The organism is Ferrovibrio terrae (assembly GCF_943372915.1).
Lineage (GTDB): Bacteria > Pseudomonadota > Alphaproteobacteria > Ferrovibrionales > Ferrovibrionaceae > Ferrovibrio > Ferrovibrio terrae_A.
The window spans coordinates 62572-84025 of record NZ_CALSAN010000016.1 but is presented as its reverse complement, the minus strand read 5'-3'; the positions used below and the strand labels follow the sequence as shown (position 1 = coordinate 84025).

The 21454-nt window shown below is 64.9% G+C and carries 19 protein-coding genes; 8 read left to right on the top strand and 11 right to left on the bottom strand.

What is annotated here, in order from left to right:
• Positions 1 to 76: 76 nt before the first annotated feature.
• From AAG821_RS12935 to meaB, 3 genes are read right to left on the bottom strand one after another with little or no spacing between them, the layout of a single operon-like run.
• Positions 77 to 1228 carry an acyl-CoA dehydrogenase family protein gene (locus tag AAG821_RS12935; protein ID WP_341911906.1) on the bottom strand — a complete coding sequence of 384 codons (1152 nt, stop codon included), beginning with the start codon at positions 1226 to 1228 and terminating at the stop codon, positions 77 to 79.
• A gap of 21 nt (positions 1229 to 1249) precedes the next feature.
• Positions 1250 to 2419, bottom strand: a complete 1170-nt coding sequence (locus AAG821_RS12930; protein ID WP_341911908.1) for a pyridoxal phosphate-dependent aminotransferase — start codon at positions 2417 to 2419, stop codon at positions 1250 to 1252.
• A gap of 10 nt (positions 2420 to 2429) precedes the next feature.
• Entirely contained in the window at positions 2430 to 3392 is a 963-nt protein-coding gene (gene meaB / locus AAG821_RS12925) for a methylmalonyl Co-A mutase-associated GTPase MeaB (RefSeq protein WP_341911910.1), read from the bottom strand.
• Positions 3393 to 3450: 58 nt separating this feature from the next.
• Between meaB and AAG821_RS12920 the strand changes: the two genes are divergently transcribed.
• A complete protein-coding gene (locus tag AAG821_RS12920; RefSeq protein ID WP_341911912.1) occupies positions 3451 to 4251 on the top strand; it encodes an ABC transporter permease in 801 nt (266 codons plus the stop codon).
• 211 nt (positions 4252 to 4462) lie between these two features.
• Here the strand turns inward: AAG821_RS12920 and AAG821_RS12915 are convergent, their stop codons facing one another.
• From AAG821_RS12915 to dctP, 4 genes are all read right to left on the bottom strand, one after another.
• A complete protein-coding gene (locus AAG821_RS12915; RefSeq protein ID WP_341911915.1) occupies positions 4463 to 4945 on the bottom strand; it encodes a type II 3-dehydroquinate dehydratase in 483 nt (160 codons plus the stop codon).
• A gap of 25 nt (positions 4946 to 4970) precedes the next feature.
• Positions 4971 to 6272: a TRAP transporter large permease gene (locus AAG821_RS12910; RefSeq protein WP_341911917.1), complete on the bottom strand. Its 1302-nt coding sequence runs from the start codon at positions 6270 to 6272 to the stop codon at positions 4971 to 4973.
• A complete protein-coding gene (locus AAG821_RS12905; RefSeq protein ID WP_341911919.1) occupies positions 6269 to 6784 on the bottom strand; it encodes a TRAP transporter small permease subunit in 516 nt (171 codons plus the stop codon). The genes AAG821_RS12910 and AAG821_RS12905 overlap by 4 nt, the downstream gene beginning before the upstream one ends.
• Positions 6785 to 6854: 70 nt before the next feature.
• Positions 6855 to 7847 (bottom strand): TRAP transporter substrate-binding protein DctP, encoded by a 993-nt coding sequence (gene dctP / locus AAG821_RS12900; RefSeq protein WP_341911921.1) that lies wholly within the window; start codon positions 7845 to 7847, stop codon positions 6855 to 6857.
• A gap of 250 nt (positions 7848 to 8097) precedes the next feature.
• Between dctP and AAG821_RS12895 the strand changes: the two genes are divergently transcribed.
• Entirely contained in the window at positions 8098 to 8769 is a 672-nt protein-coding gene (locus AAG821_RS12895; RefSeq protein ID WP_341911923.1) for a GntR family transcriptional regulator, read from the top strand.
• Here AAG821_RS12895 and AAG821_RS12890 read toward each other — a convergent pair.
• Entirely contained in the window at positions 8766 to 9212 is a 447-nt protein-coding gene (locus AAG821_RS12890; protein ID WP_341911925.1) for a thioesterase family protein, read from the bottom strand. The genes AAG821_RS12895 and AAG821_RS12890 overlap by 4 nt on opposite strands.
• On the bottom strand, positions 9209 to 10375 hold the full coding sequence (locus AAG821_RS12885) for an iron-containing alcohol dehydrogenase (protein WP_341911927.1): 1167 nt from the start codon (positions 10373 to 10375) through the stop codon (positions 9209 to 9211). Before AAG821_RS12885 ends, AAG821_RS12890 begins: the two co-directional genes overlap by 4 nt.
• Positions 10376 to 10645: 270 nt before the next feature.
• On the opposite strand from AAG821_RS12885, the gene AAG821_RS12880 reads away from it, so the two are divergent.
• From AAG821_RS12880 to AAG821_RS12855, 6 genes are all read left to right on the top strand, one after another.
• Positions 10646 to 11833, top strand: a complete 1188-nt coding sequence (locus AAG821_RS12880; RefSeq protein ID WP_341911929.1) for an aspartate aminotransferase family protein — start codon at positions 10646 to 10648, stop codon at positions 11831 to 11833.
• The gene (argF, locus tag AAG821_RS12875) at positions 11833 to 12780 is read left to right on the top strand and encodes an ornithine carbamoyltransferase (protein WP_341912136.1); all 948 of its coding nucleotides are present in this window, start codon (positions 11833 to 11835) and stop codon (positions 12778 to 12780) included. The genes AAG821_RS12880 and argF overlap by 1 nt, the downstream gene beginning before the upstream one ends.
• Before the next feature lie 19 nt (positions 12781 to 12799).
• Positions 12800 to 13723, top strand: coding sequence for an Hsp33 family molecular chaperone (locus tag AAG821_RS12870; RefSeq protein WP_341911932.1), 924 nt, complete (start codon positions 12800 to 12802; stop codon positions 13721 to 13723).
• Positions 13724 to 13886: 163 nt separating this feature from the next.
• Entirely contained in the window at positions 13887 to 14480 is a 594-nt protein-coding gene (locus AAG821_RS12865; RefSeq protein WP_341911933.1) for a hypothetical protein, read from the top strand.
• Between the two features lie 184 nt (positions 14481 to 14664).
• Positions 14665 to 15657 carry a D-glycerate dehydrogenase gene (locus AAG821_RS12860; RefSeq protein ID WP_341895584.1) on the top strand — a complete coding sequence of 331 codons (993 nt, stop codon included), beginning with the start codon at positions 14665 to 14667 and terminating at the stop codon, positions 15655 to 15657.
• A gap of 136 nt (positions 15658 to 15793) precedes the next feature.
• Positions 15794 to 16726 carry a pentapeptide repeat-containing protein gene (locus tag AAG821_RS12855; protein ID WP_341911935.1) on the top strand — a complete coding sequence of 311 codons (933 nt, stop codon included), beginning with the start codon at positions 15794 to 15796 and terminating at the stop codon, positions 16724 to 16726.
• Between the two features lie 38 nt (positions 16727 to 16764).
• On the opposite strand, the gene AAG821_RS12850 is transcribed toward AAG821_RS12855, so the two are convergent.
• Both AAG821_RS12850 and AAG821_RS12845 read right to left on the bottom strand, forming a co-directional pair.
• The gene (locus AAG821_RS12850; RefSeq protein ID WP_341911937.1) at positions 16765 to 17268 is read right to left on the bottom strand and encodes a hypothetical protein; all 504 of its coding nucleotides are present in this window, start codon (positions 17266 to 17268) and stop codon (positions 16765 to 16767) included.
• Between the two features lie 47 nt (positions 17269 to 17315).
• The gene (locus tag AAG821_RS12845) at positions 17316 to 21440 is read right to left on the bottom strand and encodes an AAA family ATPase (protein WP_341911939.1); all 4125 of its coding nucleotides are present in this window, start codon (positions 21438 to 21440) and stop codon (positions 17316 to 17318) included.
• Positions 21441 to 21454 lie beyond the last annotated feature (14 nt).

Here is a 21454-nt window from a genome sequence, read left to right as displayed (position 1 = left end):
GACTTGGTCTGAGCCGAACGCTAGCGCCAATCTTTTCGCGGCGCAAACCTTACGCTACGGCAGCTTTACGTGCGCGTTAGCTGGCTGGCCAGCGTTTGGCGATTTCTTCCAGCATCACCTCGGTGGCGCCGCCACCAATCGGATGGATGCGGGCATCGCGCGCCATGCGCTCGATCTCGGTGTCACGCAGGTAACCGGCGCCGCCATGGAACTGCAGGCAGTCGTAGGTGACCGCATTGACCAGCTCGCCACACAGTGCCTTGACCATCGAGACCTCGCGCACGGCATCGCGACCCTCGCCCACCAACCAGGCAGCGTGATAGACCAGCTGGCGCGCAGCTTCCACCCGTGCTTCCAGCATGGCGAGCCGCTGGCGGATCACCTGCTTGTCGGCCAGCACGCCGCCGAAGGCCTTGCGGGTTGTCACATACTGCCGGGTGATCTCTAGGGCGCGACGGCATTCGCCCACCGCCATGGCGCCCAGCACCAGGCGTTCATTCTGGAAATTCTTCATGATGGCGTAGAAGCCACGGTTTTCCTCGCCGAGCCGGTTTTCCACCGGCACGCGGCAATTGTCGAACACCAGCTCGGCTGTATCGGAACAGAGCCAGCCATGCTTGCGCAAACTGCGCCCGACGCTGAAGCCCGGTGTGCCTTTCTCGACGGCGAAGATCGAGATGGCACGCGAGCCCTTAGCCTCCGGATCGGTCTTGGCGGCAACGAAATACAGATCCGCATGCACGCCATTGGTGATGAACATCTTGGCGCCGTTCAGCACGTAATGATCGCCATCGCGTTTCGCCCGGGTGCGGATCGCCGCCACATCCGAGCCCGCATCGGGCTCGGTGACGGCTACTGCGGTAATCAGCTCGCCGGCAATGACTTTCGCGAACCAGCGATCCAGCTGGGCCTGGTTGCCGGCATGGGCCAGATGCGGCGAGGCCATGTCGGTATGCACCAGCACGGTGGCGGAAAAGCCGCCGAAGCCCGAGAGGCCACATTCCTCGGCCAGGATGGCGGCGGCGACCGGCGCCTGCGCGCTGCCGCCATAAGCTTCGGGGTAACGGATGCCAAAGAAACCGAGCGCGCCCATCCTGCGTAAGGTCTCGCGCGGCACCATGCCCTGCTCTTCCCAGGCAGCGCCATGCGGACGCACCTCGTTGTCGACGAAGCGGGCGATCTGTTCACGCAGGGCTGCGTGTTCGTCGCTTTCGTAGATGCTGCGCAAGGGTTTCCTCCATGGCGTTTTTTATTTTAATTGCGGCACCAGGCGTTCGAGCGCCTGCGACAGCTTGGGCAGTGACGCGGCATAGCAGAGCCGGATGCGGCCCTCGCCAGCGGGGCCAAAGGCGATGCCGGGCGCCAGGCCGACCTGGGCGTTGCGCGCCAGATCGATGCAGGTGTTCAGGCTGTCGGTCATGCCATCCAGCGCGAAGAAGGCATAGAAGGCGCCTTCCGGTTTGGCCAGCCGCACGCGCGGCAATGGCGCCAGCGCCTGATACACCATGTCGGCGGCGCGGCTGTATCGTTCAACAAGGCCCTCTATGTACGTATCGCCCTCGTTCAGCGCCGAAACACCGCCCCACTGCACGAAGGTGGTGGGATGCGAAATATTAAACTCGGTCATCTTTTCAACGGCCGTGCACAGGCGTGGCGGCGCCACGATCCAGCCCAGCCGCCAGCCGGTCATCGACCAGCTCTTGGAAAACGAATTGACGATCACCACCGGATCTTCCGGCTGCGCCAGCGTGTAGTAGCTCGGCGCGTGCTTGGCGCCGCCATAGATGATGCGGCCATAGACCTCGTCCGACAGGATCCAGATGCCGCGCTTGCGGGCAAATTCCAGGATCGCCATCAGTTCGGCTTCGCTGGCCACCCAGCCGGTCGGATTGCCCGGGCTGTTGATCATGATCAGCTTGGTGGTCTCGTCGCAGGCATCGAACAGCTCGTCGAGGTCGAGCTTCCAGCGGCCATCCTCCTGCGCCTTCAGGAAGACATCGCGCGGCTCGCCGCCCATCGCCTTGATCGCCGAACGGCCGTTGGGCCAGATCGGGCCGAGCACCACGGCGCTGTCGCCGGGTTCGATCAGACACTGGATGGTGATCATGATGGCGTTCATGCCAGATGCCGTCACCACCATGCGGTCGGCGCCGATCTCGGCGCCGTAGCCGCGCTTCAGGTAATCGCTGATCGCCTGCAGCAGCGGCGCGATGCCGCGATTGGGCGCATAGAAAGTCTCGCCCTTTTCCAGCGCGGCAGCGGCGCCCTTGCGCACGAATTCCGGCGTCGGCTCGTCGCCTTCGCCGAACCACAGCTTGATGATGTCGGGGATATCGGCCGAGGCGCGGGTGACAACACGAATGCGGGAACCGGGCAGATCGAGAATGGACTGGCAGATACGGGCGTCGAGCATGGTCATAGAAATCGAATCACTTCTCTTTGGGCAGGTTGGAAACCAGCAGGTCGATGATCTGGAAGGAGGCGGCTTCGATATCGAGCCGGCCGGACAGCACGCCGTCGGCCAGCACATCAAGCTGGTCGGAGGGCAGATCGCTCAGGCCCCGGCGCAGGCGGTCGAGCACAAGATTCTGCAGCAGGCGCCGGGTGCGGGCACGCGGATCGGGCCGCTTGCGCCGGCCGATGGCGAGAATGGCATCGGCCAGTTCCGGCACACCCTGTCCGGCCATGGCACTGGTCTGCAGTACCGGTACCGGTCCGCCGCCGCGCTGCGATGACATGGCCGCGAGCTGGCGGGCGGAGCGTTCGGCATAGGGCAGGTCGGATTTGTTCACCACCAGCACATCGGCGATTTCGAGGATGCCGGCCTTGATCGCCTGAATGTCGTCGCCAAGCCCGGGCGCATTCACCACCACGCGCACATCGGCGATCTCGGCGATCTCGACCTCCGACTGGCCGGTGCCGACGGTTTCCACCACCACGACATCGCGGCCCGAGGCATCGAAGACATCGATCACGCGCGCGGTGGTGCGCGACAGGCCGCCGAGATGGCCACGGCTGGCCAGCGAGCGGATGAACACGCCGGCATCGGTGGCATGCTGGCTCATGCGGATGCGGTCGCCGAGGATGGCGCCGCCGGTGAGCGGGCTGGAGGGGTCGACAGCGACGACGCCGACGCTCTGGGCCCGCTTGCGCAGTTCGGCGACATAGGCCGAGACCAGGGTGGACTTGCCCGCGCCCGGCGCGCCGGTGAAGCCGACCACCAGGGCGCGGCCAAGCCGGCCGCGGATCGCCTGCAGCACCAGCCGGGCCTCGTCGGTCTCGTTTTCCACCGCGGTGATGGCACGGGCCAGCGCCGCCCGGTCACCGGCCAGCAGGGCCGGCAGCCAGTCCGGCATGGCCTCTGATATCGCGGATTCGGCATGCTTTTGCATCGCCGCACCATACGCGCTATGAAGGCGCCCGAACAAGCTGCCAGAGGCGCGAACACCCATGCCGGCCCCCATCCTTGCTCCCCGTGAATACGGCCTGGTCAACTGGCTCGGCCTATGGACGCTGTATGTCAAGGAAGTGCAACGCTTCCTCAAGGTGATCACGCAGACGGTGCTGGCTCCGATGGTGACCACCCTGCTGTTCTTCGCCGTTTTCGCGCTGGCGCTGGGCGGCGCCGTGCGCCATATCGCCGGCCTGCCATTTGTTGATTTCCTGGCGCCCGGCCTGATCATGATGGCGACCACGCAGAATGCCTTCGCCAACACCTCCTCCTCGATCATGATTTCGAAGGTGCAGGGCAATATCGTCGACGTGCTGATGCCGCCGATCAGCCCCGGCGAACTGCTGGTCGCCTATGCCCTGGCCGGCGTCACCCGCGGCCTGATGGTGGCGCTGGCGGTGGCACTGGCGATCTGGCCGTTTGCCGCCATCCACCTGTATGACGCGGCGGCGGCGCTGTATTTCGTGCTGGCCGGTTCGCTGATCCTCAGCCTGATCGGCATCATCGCCGGCCTGTGGAGCCAGAAATTCGACCATATGGCAGCGGTGACCAACTTCATCGTCACGCCGCTCGCGTTTCTGTCCGGCACGTTTTATTCGGTACAGGCCTTGCCGCCCTTCTGGTATGCCGCCGCCCATGCCAACCCGTTCTTCTTCATGATCGACGGCTTCCGCTACGGCCTGACCGGCCATACCGATGGCGATGTGGTGCTGGGCGCCAGCGTGCTGGGCCTGGTGGCCGCGGGCCTGTGGGGCCTGTGCTACCTGCTGCTGCGCCGGGGCTACCGCTTACGGCCGTAAGCGCTTCGCCAGCCTTCGCGGCGCTTCCCCAGCGTTCGCAGCGCTTCGCCGGGGTTCGCTAGCCTTCGCCCAGGTTCGCCAGAATTAGCCCGGGTTCGCCAGAATTCGCCAGCGTTCATGGGCAGTCCCGCCTTGGCAGACACATTACCGGCTGCTGCCATTTCATGACAGCTAACATGAACATAAAGAATACATTAAATAGGAATAAATGTCAAACCGGGCCGATGCGGAGCGGCTGCGGCAGGCTGTCTGGCAGCGCGTCGAGCATCCGCGCCACGCATTGCAGGGACACGACATAGCCATAGGCGCCGAGGCCGCAGATCACCGCGCGCACGGCGGACGACATCTTGGAATGCTGGTAGGTGGCTTCGCGCGCATGGATGTTGGAAATATGCAGCTCGATGATCGGACCCTCGAACATCTTCAGCGCATCGAGGATGGCGATGGAATAGAAGCTGAAGCCGGCCGGATTGATGATGATGGCATCGGCCTCCTGGCGGGCGGCATGAATCCAGTCGACCATCTGGCCTTCCCAGTTGGTCTGGTGGAAGGCCAGCGTCGCGCCGATGGAGTCAGTGAATTCGCGGCAGCTTTTCTCAATGGCAGCGAGTGTCACCGAGCCATAGATCTTCGGCTCGCGCACGCCCAGCAGGTTGAGATTGGGGCCGTTCAGGATCATCACGCGCATCGGCATCGCATTCCTCGACTCTTATTTAAGATCAGCCCTTGTAGCCCATCACCCGCGGCAGCCAGAGCACGGTCTCGGGCACATAGGTGATGAACAGCAGCGCCGCGATCATCACCGCGATAAAGGGCGTGATGTCGCGCACCACTGCGCCCAGCTTGGCCTGCGACACCTTGGAGACGATGAACAGCAGGATGCCATAGGGCGGCGTGATCAGGCCGATCATGGTGTTGAACACGACCACGACGCCGAAATGCACCAGGTCGATGCCGAGCGCGACAGCCGTGGGAATGAAGATCGGCACCACCACCAGCAGGATGGTGCTGCCTTCGAGTAGGCAGCCCAGCACCAGCAGCACCACATTCACCGCCAGCAGGAACTGGTTGGCGCTGAGATCGTAGGCGGCCAGCATGGTGCGCACGGTCTGCGGGATATTCTCGATGGTGACGACATAATTGAACACCAGCGCGCCGGCGATCAGCATGCCGATCGAGGCGGTGGAGCGTGCGCTGGACAGCACCGCCACATAGGTCTGCTTCGCCGTCACGCTGCGATACAGGATCAGCGAGATCAGGAAGGCATAGGCGGCGGCCACGGCAGCAGCCTCGGTGGGCGTCATCACGCCGCCGCGGATACCGCCAAGCAGGATCACCGGCATCAGCAGCACCGGCAGGGCACGCAAGGTGATGAGCGGCAGGTCGCGGACCGGCACGGCCGCTTCAACCGGGAAATTGCGGCGATGGGCCACCCAGGTGTTGATCGCCATCTGGCCCAGGCCCATCAGCAGGCCGGGAATGATGCCGCCCCAGAACAGGTAGCCGATCGAGGCATCGGAGACGAGCGCGTAGAGCACCAGCGGAATGGACGGTGGAATGATCGGTGCGATCACCGCCGTGGCCGCGGTGATCGCGGCCGCATAACTGGCGGTATAGCGGTTATCGCGCTTCATCATGTCGATGACGATGCGGCCGGTGCCGGCAACATCGGCGATGGCCGAACCGGAAATGCCGGCAAAGATCACGCTCTGCACAACGTTGACATGGCCGAGGCCACCGCGGAAGCGCCCGACGAAGGCATTGCAGAAATGCAGCAGGCGATCCGACATGCTGCCGACATTCATCAGCTCGGCGGCGAACAGGAACAGCGGCACGGCCAGCAGCACGTAGCTGTTATAGAGGCCGTTGAGCAGCTGTTCGGCGGCAATGCCCATATCCTGCCCGACGATGAGCAGATACAGGATCGAGCCGGCAATCATGGCATGGCCGATCGGCAGGCCGAGGATCGCCAGGATGGTGATGGCCCACAGCGTGAGCGAAAACGGACTGGCGAAGTTCATGAGACGTGACTCTTGTCGGAAAGATCGGCATCCGGGGCATCCGCGCGGATGGCGCGCCAGGTGAGCCAGATATACCGGACCAGCATGGCAACGGCGAAAATCACATAGATCGAATACAGCCAGTCGAAGCGGATCTTGAGATAGGCGGAACGTTCGACCCGCATGAAGGCGACATAGTCGGCGACCGCCGGCAGCGACACGCCATAGAGCGCGATCAGGGCCAGGCCGGTGATCAGGGTGAAAACGCGCCGGGTTTTCGGGCTGACCGCCGAATAGATGATGTCGAAGCGGATTTCTTCTTCTTCACGGATCACGAAGGCCGCACCCCAGAGCACGCCCCAGAGCCAGGCCAGCACGCAGACCTCGGTGGTCCAGCCGACCGGCCAGTTGAAGACATAGCGGGCAATGATCTGGAACATGAAGGCAAGGAACATCGCCGTCAGCAGCGCGGCGGCTACATTCTCGGCCCGCCGGTGCAACCAGCCTGCCGTCTGCGCTGACAACAGCTTCATTCTATCCCCCACTCATGCAGCGGCCGGCTGCTTGCGCAGCCGGCCGATACCATACTGTATCGCGTGCGACTTACTTCACCGCGTTGATGCGCTCGAGCATGCCCTTCGGCCAATCCTTGGCAAAGGCCGATTCCTGATACTTCTTCTGCGCATTGGCGCGGAAGGCGGCAACATCAGGCGCGTAGACCTGCAGGCCCTGCGACTTGAAGTACGCCACCAGTTCCTTTTCCTGGTCGACATGCTTGGCGGTGCTCCAGTCGATCGCCTTGTCGGCGGCGGCCTGGAAGGCGGCCTGCTTGGCGGCCGGCATGGCATCCCAGATCTTGGCCGAGACCGACAGCAGGTCGTAACCGACCAGATGGTCGGTCAGCACGAACTGCGTGGTCACTTCATGGAACTTCATCACGCGGCTGTTGGGCAGCGGATTGTCCTGGCCGTCGATGGCACCGGACTGCAGCGAGGTATAGACCTCGGCGAAGGCCACCGGCGTCGGGTTGGCGCCCATCGCCTCACCCAGCAGCTGCCAGACTTCGCCCGGCGGCATGCGCAGCTTGATACCGGCCATATCGGCTGGCGTGGTGATCTTCTTGTTCGGCTTCAGATTGACCTGACGGGTGCCGAAATAGACCGGCCCGAGGATCTGCACGCCGAGCTGGTCGCGCGCCAGCTTGTTCATCTCCTTGCCGACATCGCCCTTGAAGGTCTTGCGCAGATGATCGGCGTCGCGGAACAGATAGGCCGCAGTCATGATCGACCAGGCGGGGATCTGCTTGGAGATGTCCTGCGGCGGCAGGATCGCCATTTCCAGGTTGTTGCGCTGCATGGCCACCAGCTCGGTGCCCTGCTTGAACAGCGTGCCGTTGAAGAACGGCTCGAAATCGAAGTCGTTCTTGATATCGGCGGCGAACATCTTGATCGCCTCGGCCCGGATATCCTGTTCGGAGATCACGGCGGAGAAACGCAGCTTCGGCTTGCTCTGCGCCATCGCGGCATGGCCGGCGCCAAGCGCCAGGGCCGCGCCGGCAACCACGGCGGTGAGACTACGGATAACGGAAATATGCATGGTGCTGTCCTCCCAGGACGTTTCTGCCCGTGACCTTTATTTGGTCCGGTGTCGCAGACAGTTATCCGTCCCGATCAACCGGAATCAATAGGTAAATTGCTTTTCGTATGATATTTCTATATTTGTATGATAGATGAACAAGTCATTCAAATCCTTGTAAATGAATGGCTTTCCACCGATTGCGTTGAATATTCCCTGGTTTTCCGCCAGCCTAACCCCACGCTTCCGGCTTCCCAGCACGAGTCCAGCCATGCTCCACCAGCCCCTTCTGCCCGAGACCGCGGGCGAAAAAGCCTACCGGCAGATCCGCAGCGACATCCTGTTCGGCCGCCTCGCCCCGGCGCAGAAGCTGAAGCTGGAAAAGCTGAAGGACGACTACGGCGCCAGCGTCAGCACCCTGCGCGAATTGCTGAACCGCCTGTCATCGGAGGGCCTGGTGGTGGCCGAGGGCCAGCGCGGCTTCGAGGTTGCGCCGGTCTCGGCCGCCAACATGCAGGAGGTGGCGGCGCTGCGGCTGCTGCTGGAAGGCCATGCGATGCGGCAGTCCTTTGCCGCCGGCGACATGGAATGGGAAGGCCGCGTGGTCTCGGCCCATCACAAGCTGACCCTGATGGAAAAGCGCATGCTGGCGGGCGACCGCGGCGATCCGGAAACCTGGAAACGCTATGACTGGGAATTCCACCATGCGCTGATCTCGGCCTGCGGCTCGCAGACGCTGCTGGAGACCCATGCCGCGATCTATGACAAATACCTGCGCTACCAGATGATCGCCGTGGTGTTCCGCGGCCAGCTGGCCGCCGACGAGCATGAACGGCTGCTGGACTGCGCACTGAAGCGCGATGCCGAACGCGCCGAACAGATCCTGCGCATCCATATCGACAGCTGCGTGGAGCACACGCTCAAGGGCGGCCTGATCCGCTAGGCGACCAGCAGCTTTTCCAGCGCGGCGCGGATCTTTGCCGGGATCGGTACCGGCTTCTGCACGCCGCGCTCGACAAACACATGCACGAAATGCCCGGTGGCGGCGGGATGTGAATCATTCTGGCGGAACAGCGCGATCTCGTGCCGGGCCGAGGAATTGCCCAGCTTCACCGTACGCAGCCAGCCTTCCACCGTTTCAGGGTAGTTCAGCGACTTGTGGAAACGGCAGCCGCTTTCCACCAGCAGGCCGATGATCTTGTCGTTGACCATGTCGAGCCCGCCGAAGCGGATCATGTAGTCGTTCACCAGCGTGTCGAAATAGGCGTAATACTGCACGTTGTTGACATGCTGGTAGACGTCGATATCCGACAGCCGGGTGGGGATCAGCAGGCTGTGGCGGTAGTTGTCGCGCGTTTCATTGCGCGGGTCTGTCACATCACTCATAGGGCCTGCTCGTAGATTTTCAGGGCGTCGTCATAAGCCACGTCGCGCGGATTGTTGACCAGCAGGCGCTGCTGGTTCATCGCGTCTTTCGCCAGCATCGGCAGATGATTGTGGCTGATGCCGACCTGGCGCAGCTGCTTTTCCAGCTTCACATCGTCGATGATCGCTTCCAGCTCGGCCAGCAATGCGCCGGCGCCTGCAGATGCAGTTGAGAAACTTTTACCAGGAAGAAGGATCGGCGCCAGTTCGGCATACTGGCTGGCGGCGAGCGGCACTTCCAGGTTGAAGCGCAGCACATGCGGCAGCATCAGCGCATTGGAAAGCCCATGTGGCACATGGAAATGCCCGCCCACGGGATAGGCCAGCGCATGCACCGCCGCCACCGGCGCATTGGCAAAGGCCATGCCGGCCAGCATGGCGCCGAGCAGCATCTCGGAGCGCGCGGCGCGATCCTTCATGCCATCGGGCGAACAGACCGTGCGGATGTTTTTCGACAGCAGTCGCAAAGCCTCGCGGCCCAGCGCATCGGACATCGCATTTTTCTTGTGCTTGCTGGTATAGGCCTCGATGGCATGCACCATGGCATCGACACCGGTGGCCGCCGTGACATGGCGCGGCAGCCCGAGCGTGAGGTCGGCATCCAGCAGCGCGATATCAGGCAGCAGCAGCGGCGAGACCACGCCCTTCTTCTCAGATTCGCCCGTGGTGATGATGGCAATGCCGGTGACTTCCGAGCCGGTGCCCGCCGTGGTGGGCACCTGGATCAGTGGCAGGCGTTTGCCCTTCGCATTGCCGACGCCGTAGATCTCGGACAGCGGCTGGGTGGCGACGGGCAGGAAGGCGACCAGCTTGGCGATATCCATCGACGAGCCGCCGCCGAAACCGACGACGCCATCGGCCCGGAAGTCCTTCGCCACCTGCACGGCCTCATGCACCAGCTTTTCCGGCGGGTCCGCCTCGGTGCGGTCGTAGATGGTCACCGCGATGCCGGCGGCCTTCAGGCTGTCCAGCCCGGCCTGCGGCAGGCCCAGTTTCATCACGCCGGGATCGGTGACCAGCACCACCCGGCTGGCGCCCAGGTCGGCCATCAGGGTGCCGAGTTTTGCCGAGGCGCCCGGTTCGCAATAGACCCGCCGCGTGGTCTCGAAACTGAGTGTGGTCATGGCGGGCCCTCCGGTAATAGTTGAGCGTTTTCCTGACACTAGCCCGAGCCCCGGGCCCCGGCCAGCCCCGGGCGCCGCTGTCCCTACGGCAGTCTGGGGCCGGCCGGAATCGCCCGGCCGGCAACCCTCTGGCAACCAATGTCCCCCTACATTCGCTGAATTGACACAAGGCCTTATCGGCCCTTAGAGTCCGGTCTTACCGCCAGCCCGGCCGCGTAAAACCCGGGGCTGGCTTCATTATTTTTTGGCCCTGATCAAAGGAGAGGTGTCGTGAGCGAAGCATTGATGTCGACCTACGCAAGGCAGGACCTTGCGTTCGAGCGGGGCGAGGGTTCCTACCTCTACACCGCTGACGGTCGACGTTATCTGGACTTCGGCTCCGGCATCGCCGTCACCGCGCTGGGTCACAGCCATCCCCATCTGGTGCAGGCGATCCAGGAGCAGGCGGCCAAGCTGTGGCACACCTCCAACCTGTTCCGCATCCCGGAGCAGGAGAAGCTGGCGCAGCGGCTGGTCGACAACTCCTTTGCCGACAAGGCCTTCTTCTGCAACTCGGGCGCCGAGGCGAACGAGGGTGCGGTGAAGGTGGCGCGCAAGTATTTCGCCTCGAAGGGCAAGCCGGAGAAATTCCGCATCATCACGTTTGAGGGCGCCTTCCATGGCCGCACGCTGGCCATGCTGGCGGCGACCAACAACGCCAAGTATCTCGACGGCTTCGGCCCCAAGGTGGAAGGCTTCGACCAGGTCGCCTTCGATCTCAAGGCCGCCAAGGCCGCGATCACGCCGGAAACCGCCGCCTTCATGATCGAGCCGATCCAGGGCGAGAGCGGCATCCGCAGCGTGCCGACGGAGATGCTGCGCGGCCTGCGCCAGCTCTGCGACGAGCATGACATGCTGCTGATCCTCGACGAGGTGCAGACCGGCATGGGCCGCACCGGCAAGCTGTTCGCCTATGAATGGTCGGGCATCACGCCGGATATCATGTCGCTGGCCAAGGGCCTGGGCGGCGGCTTCCCGGTCGGTGCCGTGCTGGCCACCAACGAGGCCTGCTCCGGCATCGTGCCGGGCACCCATGGCACCACCTTTGGCGGCAACATCCTGGCGATGACGGCGGGCAATGCCGTGCTCGACGTGATGCTGGAAGACGGCTTCTTCGACGGTGTGCAGAAGCGCAGCTCGTATTTCAAGCAGCAGCTGGTGATGCTGAAGGACCGCTATCCCGATGTGATCGAGGATGTGCGCGGCCAGGGCTTCCTGCTGGCGGTGAAATCCAAGCCGCTCAACACCGAGCTGCAGGCCGCCATGCGCGACGAGCATATTCTCGGCGTCACCGCCGGCGACAACACCGTGCGCCTGATTCCGCCGCTGACCACGCCGGAAAAGGATCTAGTGGAAGGCATCCGCCGGCTGGAGGCCGCCTGCCAGAAGCTGCAGGACAAGGCGAAAGTCGCTGCATGATGGGCACACCGCATAGCAACGGCGGCATCCGCCATTTCCTCGATCTCGACCAGTTCGCGCCGGATACGCTGCGCGGCATCCTCAGCCATGCCATGCGCATGAAGGCCGGCCGCAAGGGCATGCCCAAGGGCATGGTGGAAAAGGACCGGCCGGGCCGCGACCGTATCCTGGCGATGATCTTCGAGAAGCCCTCGACCCGCACGCGGCTGTCGTTTGACAGCGCCATGCGCCAGCTCGGCGGCGAGACCATCGTGGTGCGCGCCGACGAGCTGCAGATCGGCCGCGGCGAGAGCATCGCCGATACCGCCAAGATCCTGTCGGGCAATGTCGATGCCATCATGATGCGCACCAGCAAGGCGCAGAATCTGCGCGAGCTGGCGGCCAACGCCTCCGTGCCGGTGATCAACGGCCTGACCGACGACAGCCATCCCTGCCAGGTGATGGCCGATGTGATGACATTCGAGGAAAAGCTCGGCCCGATCAAAGGCCAGAAGCTGGCCTGGGTCGGCGACGGCAACAACATGGCCACCTCGCTGATCCATGCCGCCGTGCAGTTCGGCTTCCGCCTCGACCTCGCCTGCCCGCCGGAACTGCAGCCCGATCCCAAGGTGCTGAAATGGGCGGCCGAACGGCAGGGCCAGATCCGCGTCACCGCCGATCCGGTCGAAGCGGTGAAGGATGCCGCCTGCGTCATCACCGACACCTGGGTGTCGATGGGCATGAAGGATGCCGAGCGGCGCCACAAGATCCTGGCGCCGTTCCAGGTCAATGCCGCGCTGATGCGCCAGGCGGCGCCGAATGCCATCTTCATGCACTGCCTGCCCGCCCATCGCGGCGAGGAGGTGACCGCCGAGGTGATCGACGGCCCGCAGTCGGTGGTGTTCGACGAGGCGGAAAACCGCCTGCATGCCCAGAAGGCGATCCTGGCCTGGTGCTTCGGCTCCTGAGCGGCAGTATATTGTTCCCGTGAGTAGCGCCGCCCTTCACGACGACCTGTCGCTGCCATTCCAGATCGAGCAGTGCGATACGCGCGGCCGCCTGGTGCGGCTGGGCCCCGCGCTCGACCGCATGCTGGCGCGCCACGACTATCCCGAGCCGGTGTCGCATCTGCTGGCCGAAGCCACCGCGCTGGTCGCCACCATGGCGGCGGCGCTGAAATTCGACGGCATCTTCTCCATGCAGGCCAAGGGCGACGGCCCGGTCTCGACCCTGGTGGCGGATTACCGCACGCCCGGCCATCTGCGCGCCTATGCCAGCTACAATGCCGAACAGCTGGATGCGCTGGCGCTCGGCCCCGGCGCCACCGCCACGCTGGTGCCGCTGCTGCTCGGCGGCGGCTATCTCGCCTTCACCATCGACCCGCAGGGGCCGGACATGGAGCGTTACCAGGGCATCGTCGACCTGTCGGGTGCCACCCTGGCCGATGCCGCCCATGCCTATTTCGCCCAGTCCGAACAGCTGAATGCCCGCGTCGTGCTGGGCGCCTCGCACCGCAAGGGCGCCGACGGCCGCAAGCACTGGCGCGCCGGCGGCATCCTGCTGCAGCAGCTGCCGCTGCAGCCCGGCGGCCTGTCGAGCGAGGACAGAACCTTCGCCTGGGAAAAAGTGACCGCGCTGCTCGGCACCGCCAAGGCCGACGAACTGACCGATCCGGCACTGGGCCATAACGAGCTGCTGTTCCGCCTGTTCCACGAAGACGGCGTGCGGGTGTACGAGACCAGCCCCCTGGCCGATCACTGCACCTGTTCCAAGGACAAGGTGCGCGGCATCCTCTCGACCTTCAGTCCCGAGGAAATCACCGAGATGACGACCCCGGACGGGCTGATCAGCGTGACCTGCCAGTTCTGCAGCGACACCTACAGTTTCCCCGCCGCCAGCGTGAAGGGCTGACGAAAGCCGAGCTGGAGCGTTTCTCTCCCAGGCCGACCTTCATCCGTGCCCCACCGATTTTGCCATGTCCTGGCCCGATCGGTCCCGCGGATGCCATCGCCGGGCCTTGAATTTGCCCCATTTCGCCGCCTATTAGGGGGCGGAAAACAAGGAGAAACGACCCATGCGCACCCGCCTTGCCTCCCTGCTCGCCGTCCTCGGCCTCTCGCTCGCCGTGGCCGCCTGCTCGACCCCGCTGGAAAAATCGATCCTGCCCGAGATCACCTTCGAGGGGCAGCCGAAGCTGACCTTCGCCGCCAGCTCGGTGGAAACCATCCTGGAATACCAGCCGACCGCGCAGCCGCCGCATATCGAGCTGGCGATCCCGCAGCCGCCGGCCAGTGTGGCCACCCGCTGGACCCGCGACCGCATCGCGCTGGACAACAGCCAGCAGAACCGCGTCACCGTCGTGGTCAAGAAGGCCAGCGTCACCGAGGTTGATCTGAAAAAGACCCCGGGCCTGCGCGGCAGCTTCACCGAGGACCAGGTCGCCCGCTTCGATACCGAGGTGGAAATGGCCGTCGAAGTGCGCGATGCCCGCGGCTTCCGCGTCGGCGAGGCGCAGGCCTCGGCGCGCCGGTCCAACTCGATCAGCGAAAAGGCCACGCTGAACGACCGCGACCGCCTGATCCACGCCCTGGTGCGTGAGACCATGATGGACGTGAACCGCGAGCTGGAGCGCAATATCCGCCAGTATATGCCGCTTTACGTCCGGTAAGCCGCCCGGGCCCTGATGCGGCAGCCGTTCGCATACGAACGGTGCGCCGCCCGGGGCCAGGCCCAGCCTGCCGCTAGGTCATTCTTTAGGCAGTTGTTTTCGACCCGGTCGAGGTTTGTCTCGGCCGGGTCGATCTGCTAGAGAGGGCCGAGAAATCTCCTGCCGGGAAGCGGAAACGTCTGCCATGCCAACGCCGAAAAAGCGCCCTCTGGTGATCGTGACCCGGAAGCTGCCGGATCCGATCGAAACCCGGATGATGGAGCTGTTCGATACCAGGCTGAATATCGCCGACAAGCCGCTGAGCCATGCCGAGCTGATCGACGCGGCGAAGACGGCCGATGTGCTGGTGCCCACCATCACCGACAAGATCGACGGCGCCGTGCTGGCCCATGCCAGCCCGAACTTCCGCCTGATCGCCAATTTCGGCACCGGTGTCGACCATATCGATCTCGCCGCCGCCCGCCAGCGCGGCATCACCGTGACCAACACGCCGGGCGTGCTGACCGAAGACACCGCCGACATGACCATGGCGCTGATCCTGGCCGTGCCGCGCCGCCTGGTGCAGGGCGCGCAGGCGCTGCGCGAGGGCAAGTTCGAGGGCTGGTCGCCGACCTGGATGCTGGGCCAGCGCATCTGGGGCAAGCGGCTGGGCATCATCGGCATGGGCCGCATCGGCCAGGCCGTCGCCCGCCGTGCCAAGGCTTTTGGCCTGTCGATCCACTATCACAACCGCAAGCGGGTGCATGAAAGCATCGAGCAGGAACTGGAGGCGACCTACTGGGAGAGCCTCGACCAGATGCTGGCCCGCATGGACATCATCTCGGTGAACTGCCCGCATACGCCCGCCACTTTCCACCTGCTATCGGCGCGCCGGCTCGACCTGCTGCCGCCGCATGCCTATGTGGTGAATACCGCGCGCGGCGAGATCATCGACGAAAACGCCCTGGTGCGGAAACTGCGCAAGGGCGAGATCGCCGGCGCCGGCCTGGACGTGTTCGAGCATGAACCGGCGGTCAACCCCAAGCTGCTGGAACTCAACAACGTGATCCTGCTGCCGCATATGGGCTCGGCCACCCTGGAAGGCCGCATCGACATGGGCGAGAAGGTTCTGATCAACATCAAGACCTTCGCCGATGGCCATGCCCCGCCGGACCGGGTGATCGCCGGGCTGCTGTAGCCGAATCACGCCGGACGGGTCTTTTTCCGGCCGGTCTGCTCTACCGGAGCGGGCCGGCGAGCGGATATCTGGAAATTTCCATTCCCAGTTGCCGGGCGCCTGCGCCATACTCCGGGCCAACAGACAGCCGCCCCGGATGACCGCCATTAGCCTTTACGCGCCCTGCCCGCCCCGCTTCAGCGAGTTGCTGGAATCGCACAGCCGTTTTGTGTCCTCGCTCGGCAGCCAGGTGCCGATGGGCCGGCGGCTGCAATGCGAGCGCATCGATTTCGGCGCCATCAAGCTGATGAAGCAGAACCTGCATCGCGCCTCGCTGCCGATGTGCAAGCTGAGCTGCGCCGACCTGCGCGAGAGCAACTTCGTCGAGGCCGAGATGATGGCCTGCGACATGAGCGCCGCCGACCTCACCTCGGCGAATTTCGCCAAGGCCGATCTGCGCGGCGCCGACCTGAGCCGCGCGGTGCTCACCAACACCCGGTTCAACGATGCCCAGCTCGGGCCGTATCAGTCATCGCAGGATATCGCCAGCCAGGCGACCCGCCTGCATTCCGCCAAGATCAAGGGCGCCAGCTTCTCGGGCGCCATGCTGAATGAAGCCGCCTTCGACAAGGCCAACCTGCAGGACACCAGTTTCGCCTATGCGCGGCTTGAGAATGTGAGCTTCCGCGGCGCCGACCTGCGCGGTGCCAGTTTCGCCAAGGCCGATCTGGGCCATGGCATGGCCGAGATGATCGAATCCGCCGGCGGCAAGGTGGACCGGCCGATGAGCATCGAGAATCTGGCCGAAGCCATCGCCCAGCATCTGGAATGGATACACAGCGACGGCCGCCGCGGCAGCCGCGCCGTGCTGCGCGGCCTCAACATGGCCGGCGGCCGCTTCATCGGCGCCGACCTGAGCGGCGCGGATCTGAGTGAGACCAACCTGGCTGGCGCGGATCTGAGCGGCGCCAAGCTGATCTGCACCGACCTGCGCGGCGCCAATCTGAGCCGCACCGTGCTGGAGAAAACCGATTTCCGCGGCGCCATGCTGGATGGCGCCTTCGGCTTCATGCCGAGCGGCAGTTTGTAAGCAGGCGAAATTATTACGATCTTTTTGGGTTTAACAGGTCAGGCCCATTCAGATTGATCGTCTGAGGTCAAAAGCGACCGGCTTTCTGCAGCCACTTGCGTATATGAAAACTCCTTGAACGAGATTCGAACCTCGTCTGCTTCGGTCAACATATTGAAGGCAGGCTTGAGGAGAAAGCCATGCGACATCCGCCCTGCTTCCCCCGAGAATTCATCATACAAAATTTCTGCGGGCCGTCTGCTCAGACTGTCGCGTAATAATGTCATGCCACAATCGATTGTCGCGCCGGCATAAACGAGCCGTGTGTGCCAATAGCCAACCTGGAGATCGCCAGTGAGCAGTAAAAGCTGGAGGTTTCCCTTACGGCTATCGAAGATAAGCCGGTCGAGATAGGCGTCGTTCAGGCTGACTGAAGTTGCAAACCGCCAAACTGCCGAGGAGCGATCCAAGGTGCTCAGATAGCGGTTATATCGTGCAACCACCGCCTCTGACTCGGCATCGGTAAGAATTCCCCGAACCCATTCAGATGTGAAGTACTGCACTCACGCCTCACCAAATCCGACAGGCGTGCGGGCTCTGCATAAAGCCCTTAAGCGATCGCCTTCAGCTCGTTGACGCCGCCGAGATCGACGCTGACCAGCGTGGAGACGCCGCGCTCGGCCATGGTGACGCCGAACAGGCGGTCCATGCGCGCCATGGTGATCGGATGGTGAGTCACCACCACGAAGCGCGTGCCCTCGCCAATCGTCGAGGTCTGGCGCGCCATCGCTTCCATCAGATTGCACAGCCGCTCGACATTGGCGTCGTCCAGCGGCGCGTCCACTTCGTCCAGCACGCAGATCGGTGCGGGATTGGTGAGGAACACGGCAAACAGCAGGGAGAGCGCGGTGAGCGCCTGCTCGCCGCCCGAGAGCAGCGACATCACCTGCAGCCGCTTGCCCGGCGGCGAGGCATAGATTTCCAGGCCAGCCTGCAGCGGGTCGTCGCTTTCCACCAGCTGCAGATGCGCCTTGCCGCCGCCGAAGACCTCGACGAACAGCTTCTGGAAATGGCTGTCGACCTTCTGGAAGGCATCGAGCAGGCGCTCGCGCCCTTCCTTGTTCAGGCTGGTGATGCCCTGGCGCAGCTTTTCGATGGCCGAGACCAGGTCGGTCTGTTCGGTGCTGAGCGCCGTGAGCTTTTCTTCCACCTCGTTGGCTTCCAGCTCGGCACGCAGGTTCACCGGGCCCATATTGTCGCGCTCCTTGCGCAGACGCTCGAGCCGGTTTTCCACCACATGGAGTTCGGGGAATTCCTCGCCGTCTTCCACTTCGCCGGCCTTGAGCACGGCATCCAGCGTGCAGTCGAGCACCTCGCGCACGCGGATCGCCAGTTCATCCAGGCTGACGCGCTGATGCTCCAGGTCGCTCTCCGCCTTGACGCGGGCCTCGCGGCCATGGCCGAGCAGCTGTTCGATCTCGCGCGCGGTCTTGGCCGCCAGCTGCTGGGCCGCCTCGGCATTGGCGAGATGGTCGGCGGCTTCCTGGCGTGCGGTCTCGGCAACGGAAATCTGTTCCAGCAGGCCGCTGCGGCGGCTTTCGATCTCGAGTGGAATCTGTTCCAGCTTCTGCAGTTCGGCCGCGGCCTCGGCCTGGCGGGCGCCGAGCTGGGCCAGCTGCTGGCTGGCGCTTTCGTTGCGCGCATTGGCGGCGCGGCGCTCGATGACGATGGCTTCCAGCCGGCGGGCACGAGCCTGTGCATCCAGGCGCAGCTGTTCCAGCGCGGCGCGGCGTTCGACGAGCGCCTGGCGCAGGCCATTCAGCTCGTCGCGCAGCATGGCAATCAGCTGGCGCACCTCATCTTCCGCCGGCATGGCGGCCAGGGCGGCTTCTTCGGCGGCGCGGACCTGTTCGGTCTCGGCGATCTCGGCGGCAGTCTGCTGCTTCTGCTCGGCCAATGCCGCAAGGCGTGACTGGCGCTCGGCCTCCTTGCGCACCATCTCGGCCTGGCGGTCGCGCGCCTGGCCCAGTTCGCGGTCGGCGCGGGCGATATCCTGGTTGGCGCGTTCACGCGCGGCATTGCGCTCGCGCTCGGCGGCGGCAATCGCGCCGGTGGCATGTTCGCGCGCGGTGTTGCGGTCGCGCTCGGCACTGGCCACGCCATGATTGGCGCGGTCGCGCGCACTCTGGCGCTCGCGTTCGGCCACGGCCACGGCCTGCGCAGCTTGGTCGCGGGCTTCGGCAGCGGCGCGTTCGGCCGCCTGAACAATGGCGCTGGCGGTGGTGCGTGCCTCGTTGCGATTCTGCTCGGCGGTCTGCACCACGCCTGCGGCCTGCTGGCGCGCGCTGTTGCGTTCGGCTTCGGCGGCGCCGACGGCCTGGCGCGCGGCGCGTTCAGCAGCCGCAGCCTCTTCGGTCGCCATGCGGGCGGCTTCATAGGCCTGTTGCGCATCGCGCAGGCGGCCTTCCAGCTCGCGCAGTTCCTCGCGCAGGTCGGCCAGGCGGTTGCGCTGTTCCAGCTTGATCGAGGCCGAGGTGGGCGCGCCGGCCTTGACGGTGAAACCATCCCAGCGCCACAGCGCGCCGGATTTGGTGACCAGCCGCTGGCCGAGTTTCAGATCGGCGCGCAGGCGGGCGCCATCGGCATCATCCGACACCAGGCCGATCTGGCTGAGGCGGCGCTGCAGGGCTGCCGCACCGGTGACGAATTTCGACAGCGGCTCGGCGCCGAAGGGCAGTGCCGGCGCATCGGTCAGCGGCGGCAGCGCATCCCAGTGCATCGGCGCATTCGGATCGGTGGCGGCATTCAGCTCGTCCGCCAGCGCCGCACCCAGCGCCTTTTCAAAGCCCGGCTCCACCGTGACCTGGTCGATCAGCGGCGGGAACAGGTTGCTTTCATCCAGCTTGAGCAGCTTGGTGAGGCCGGCCTCTTCCGCCTTCAGGCGGGTGAGTTCGCCCTGCGCGGCCTGCCAGGCATCGCGGCTGGCCTGTTCGGCCTGCTGCTTGGCGGCGCGGGCGGCCTCGGCCGCCTCCACGCCACCGCGCACGGCGGCAATCTTCTCGGCATGCTCGGCTTCGACGGCGTTCAGCCCGGCGCGGGCGGCCTCGATCTTCTGGGCGTGTTCGGCTTCGACGGCATTGAGGCCGAGGCGGGCGGCCTCGATCTTCTGCTCATGCTCGCTGCCGGCCTGCGCCAGCGTGGCGCGGGCGGCGTCGATCTTCTGCGCATGCTCGGCCTCGACGGCCTCCAGCGCCGCACGCGCCGCCTCGATCAGGCGGGCCTGTTCGGCCTCGACGGCCTCATAGGCCTGGCGCGCGGCGTCGATCTTCTGGGCATGCTCGGCCTCGATGCCATCCAGCGCATTGCGCGCGGTTTCGACCGCCAGCTGCTTGGCCTCGACCTCGGCATTGGCAGTCTCGGCTTCGGCCAGCGCCTCGGTCTGCTCCTGCAGGCGCAGCTCTTCGGCGCTCAGTTCGGCGATACGCGCGCTCAGGCGCTCGAGCCGGCGGCCGGCATCTTCGATGGCCTGGCGCAGGCGGGCACGCTGGGCCTGTTCCTCGGCCGCGCGGTTGGTCAGCGTATCGAGTTCGGCCTGGCTGGCATCGACCTTGCCCTGCGCTTCGGCAACGCCGCTTTCGGCCGCAGTCTGCGCCTCGGCCTCGCCGGCGCGCTGGACTTCCAGCTCTTCGGTTTCGGTGGCGAGGCGGGCCACGGTCTCCTCGGCATCCTGCGACAGCGCGCTTTCGCGCTCGGCGTCGGAGGCGATCTGGGCGAGACGGGCGCGCACCTGTTCGGCGGCTTCCTGGGCGCGGGCGGATTCCGCATCCAGGCCTTCGCGGGCGACTGTCAGGCGATGCAGGCGGGCGCCGGCCTCGGCCTCATGCTGGCGCAGCGGCGGCAGCGCCTCGGCGGCGATGCGCTCGGCCTCATGGGCTTCCGACACCTGCAGGGTGCGGTCGGCCACTTCGCGCTCGGCGGCCTGCAGCGCCTGCTCGGCCTCGGCCAGCGCGTGTTTCAGCGCATCATGCTTGAGGTGGAACAGGATCGCTTCGGTCTTGCGGATCTGGCCGGCGATGTTGCGGTAGCGGCTGGCCTGGCGGGCTTGTCTTTTCAAAGACTGCAGCTGGTTGTCGAGCTGGCCGATCACATCGACCACGCGCTCCAGATTCTGCTCGGCCGCCTTCAGCCGCAACTCGGCCTCATGGCGGCGCGAATGCAGGCCGGAAATGCCGGCGGCCTCTTCCAGCAGCATGCGGCGATCGGTCGGCTTGGCATTGATGATGGCGCCGACACGGCCCTGGCTGACCATGGCCGGCGAATTGGCGCCCGAGGCCAGGTCGGCAAACAGCAGCTGCACGTCGCGCATGCGCACGTCGTTGCCGTTGATCGAATAGTCGGAGCCCTTCTCGCGCTCGATCTTGCGCGTGATCTCGACCATTTCCTGCTCGTTGAAGGCCGCCGGCGCGGTGCGCGTGCTGTTGTCCAGCGTCAGCGTGACTTCAGCGATGTTGCGGGCCGGCCGCGTGGCCGTGCCCGCAAAGATCATGTCGTCCATACCCGTGCCGCGCATGCGCTTGGCCGAGTTTTCGCCCATCACCCAGCGCAGGGCTTCCACCAGGTTGGACTTGCCGCAGCCATTCGGGCCGACAATCCCGGTCAGGCCGGGATGGATCACGAAATCCGTCGGCTCGACGAAGGACTTGAAACCGGACAAGCGCAACTTGGTAAACTGCACGGGAACTCCCTTTC

Bases quoted from the DNA above. Each gene is read 5' to 3' on its own strand.
- AAG821_RS12930 (WP_341911908.1), bottom strand. From the start codon at position 2,419: ATGACCATGCTCGACGCCCGTATCTGCCAGTCCATTCTCGATCTGCCC.
- meaB (WP_341911910.1), bottom strand. From the start codon at position 3,392: ATGCAAAAGCATGCCGAATCCGCGATATCAGAGGCCATGCCGGACTGG.
- AAG821_RS12920 (WP_341911912.1), top strand. From the start codon at position 3,451: ATGCCGGCCCCCATCCTTGCTCCCCGTGAATACGGCCTGGTCAACTGG.
- AAG821_RS12915 (WP_341911915.1), bottom strand. From the start codon at position 4,945: ATGCCGATGCGCGTGATGATCCTGAACGGCCCCAATCTCAACCTGCTG.
- AAG821_RS12910 (WP_341911917.1), bottom strand. From the start codon at position 6,272: ATGAACTTCGCCAGTCCGTTTTCGCTCACGCTGTGGGCCATCACCATC.
- AAG821_RS12905 (WP_341911919.1), bottom strand. From the start codon at position 6,784: ATGAAGCTGTTGTCAGCGCAGACGGCAGGCTGGTTGCACCGGCGGGCC.
- dctP (WP_341911921.1), bottom strand. From the start codon at position 7,847: ATGCATATTTCCGTTATCCGTAGTCTCACCGCCGTGGTTGCCGGCGCG.
- AAG821_RS12895 (WP_341911923.1), top strand. From the start codon at position 8,098: ATGCTCCACCAGCCCCTTCTGCCCGAGACCGCGGGCGAAAAAGCCTAC.
- AAG821_RS12890 (WP_341911925.1), bottom strand. From the start codon at position 9,212: ATGAGTGATGTGACAGACCCGCGCAATGAAACGCGCGACAACTACCGC.
- AAG821_RS12885 (WP_341911927.1), bottom strand. From the start codon at position 10,375: ATGACCACACTCAGTTTCGAGACCACGCGGCGGGTCTATTGCGAACCG.
- argF (WP_341912136.1), top strand. From the start codon at position 11,833: ATGGGCACACCGCATAGCAACGGCGGCATCCGCCATTTCCTCGATCTC.
- AAG821_RS12865 (WP_341911933.1), top strand. From the start codon at position 13,887: ATGCGCACCCGCCTTGCCTCCCTGCTCGCCGTCCTCGGCCTCTCGCTC.
- AAG821_RS12860 (WP_341895584.1), top strand. From the start codon at position 14,665: ATGCCAACGCCGAAAAAGCGCCCTCTGGTGATCGTGACCCGGAAGCTG.
- AAG821_RS12855 (WP_341911935.1), top strand. From the start codon at position 15,794: ATGACCGCCATTAGCCTTTACGCGCCCTGCCCGCCCCGCTTCAGCGAG.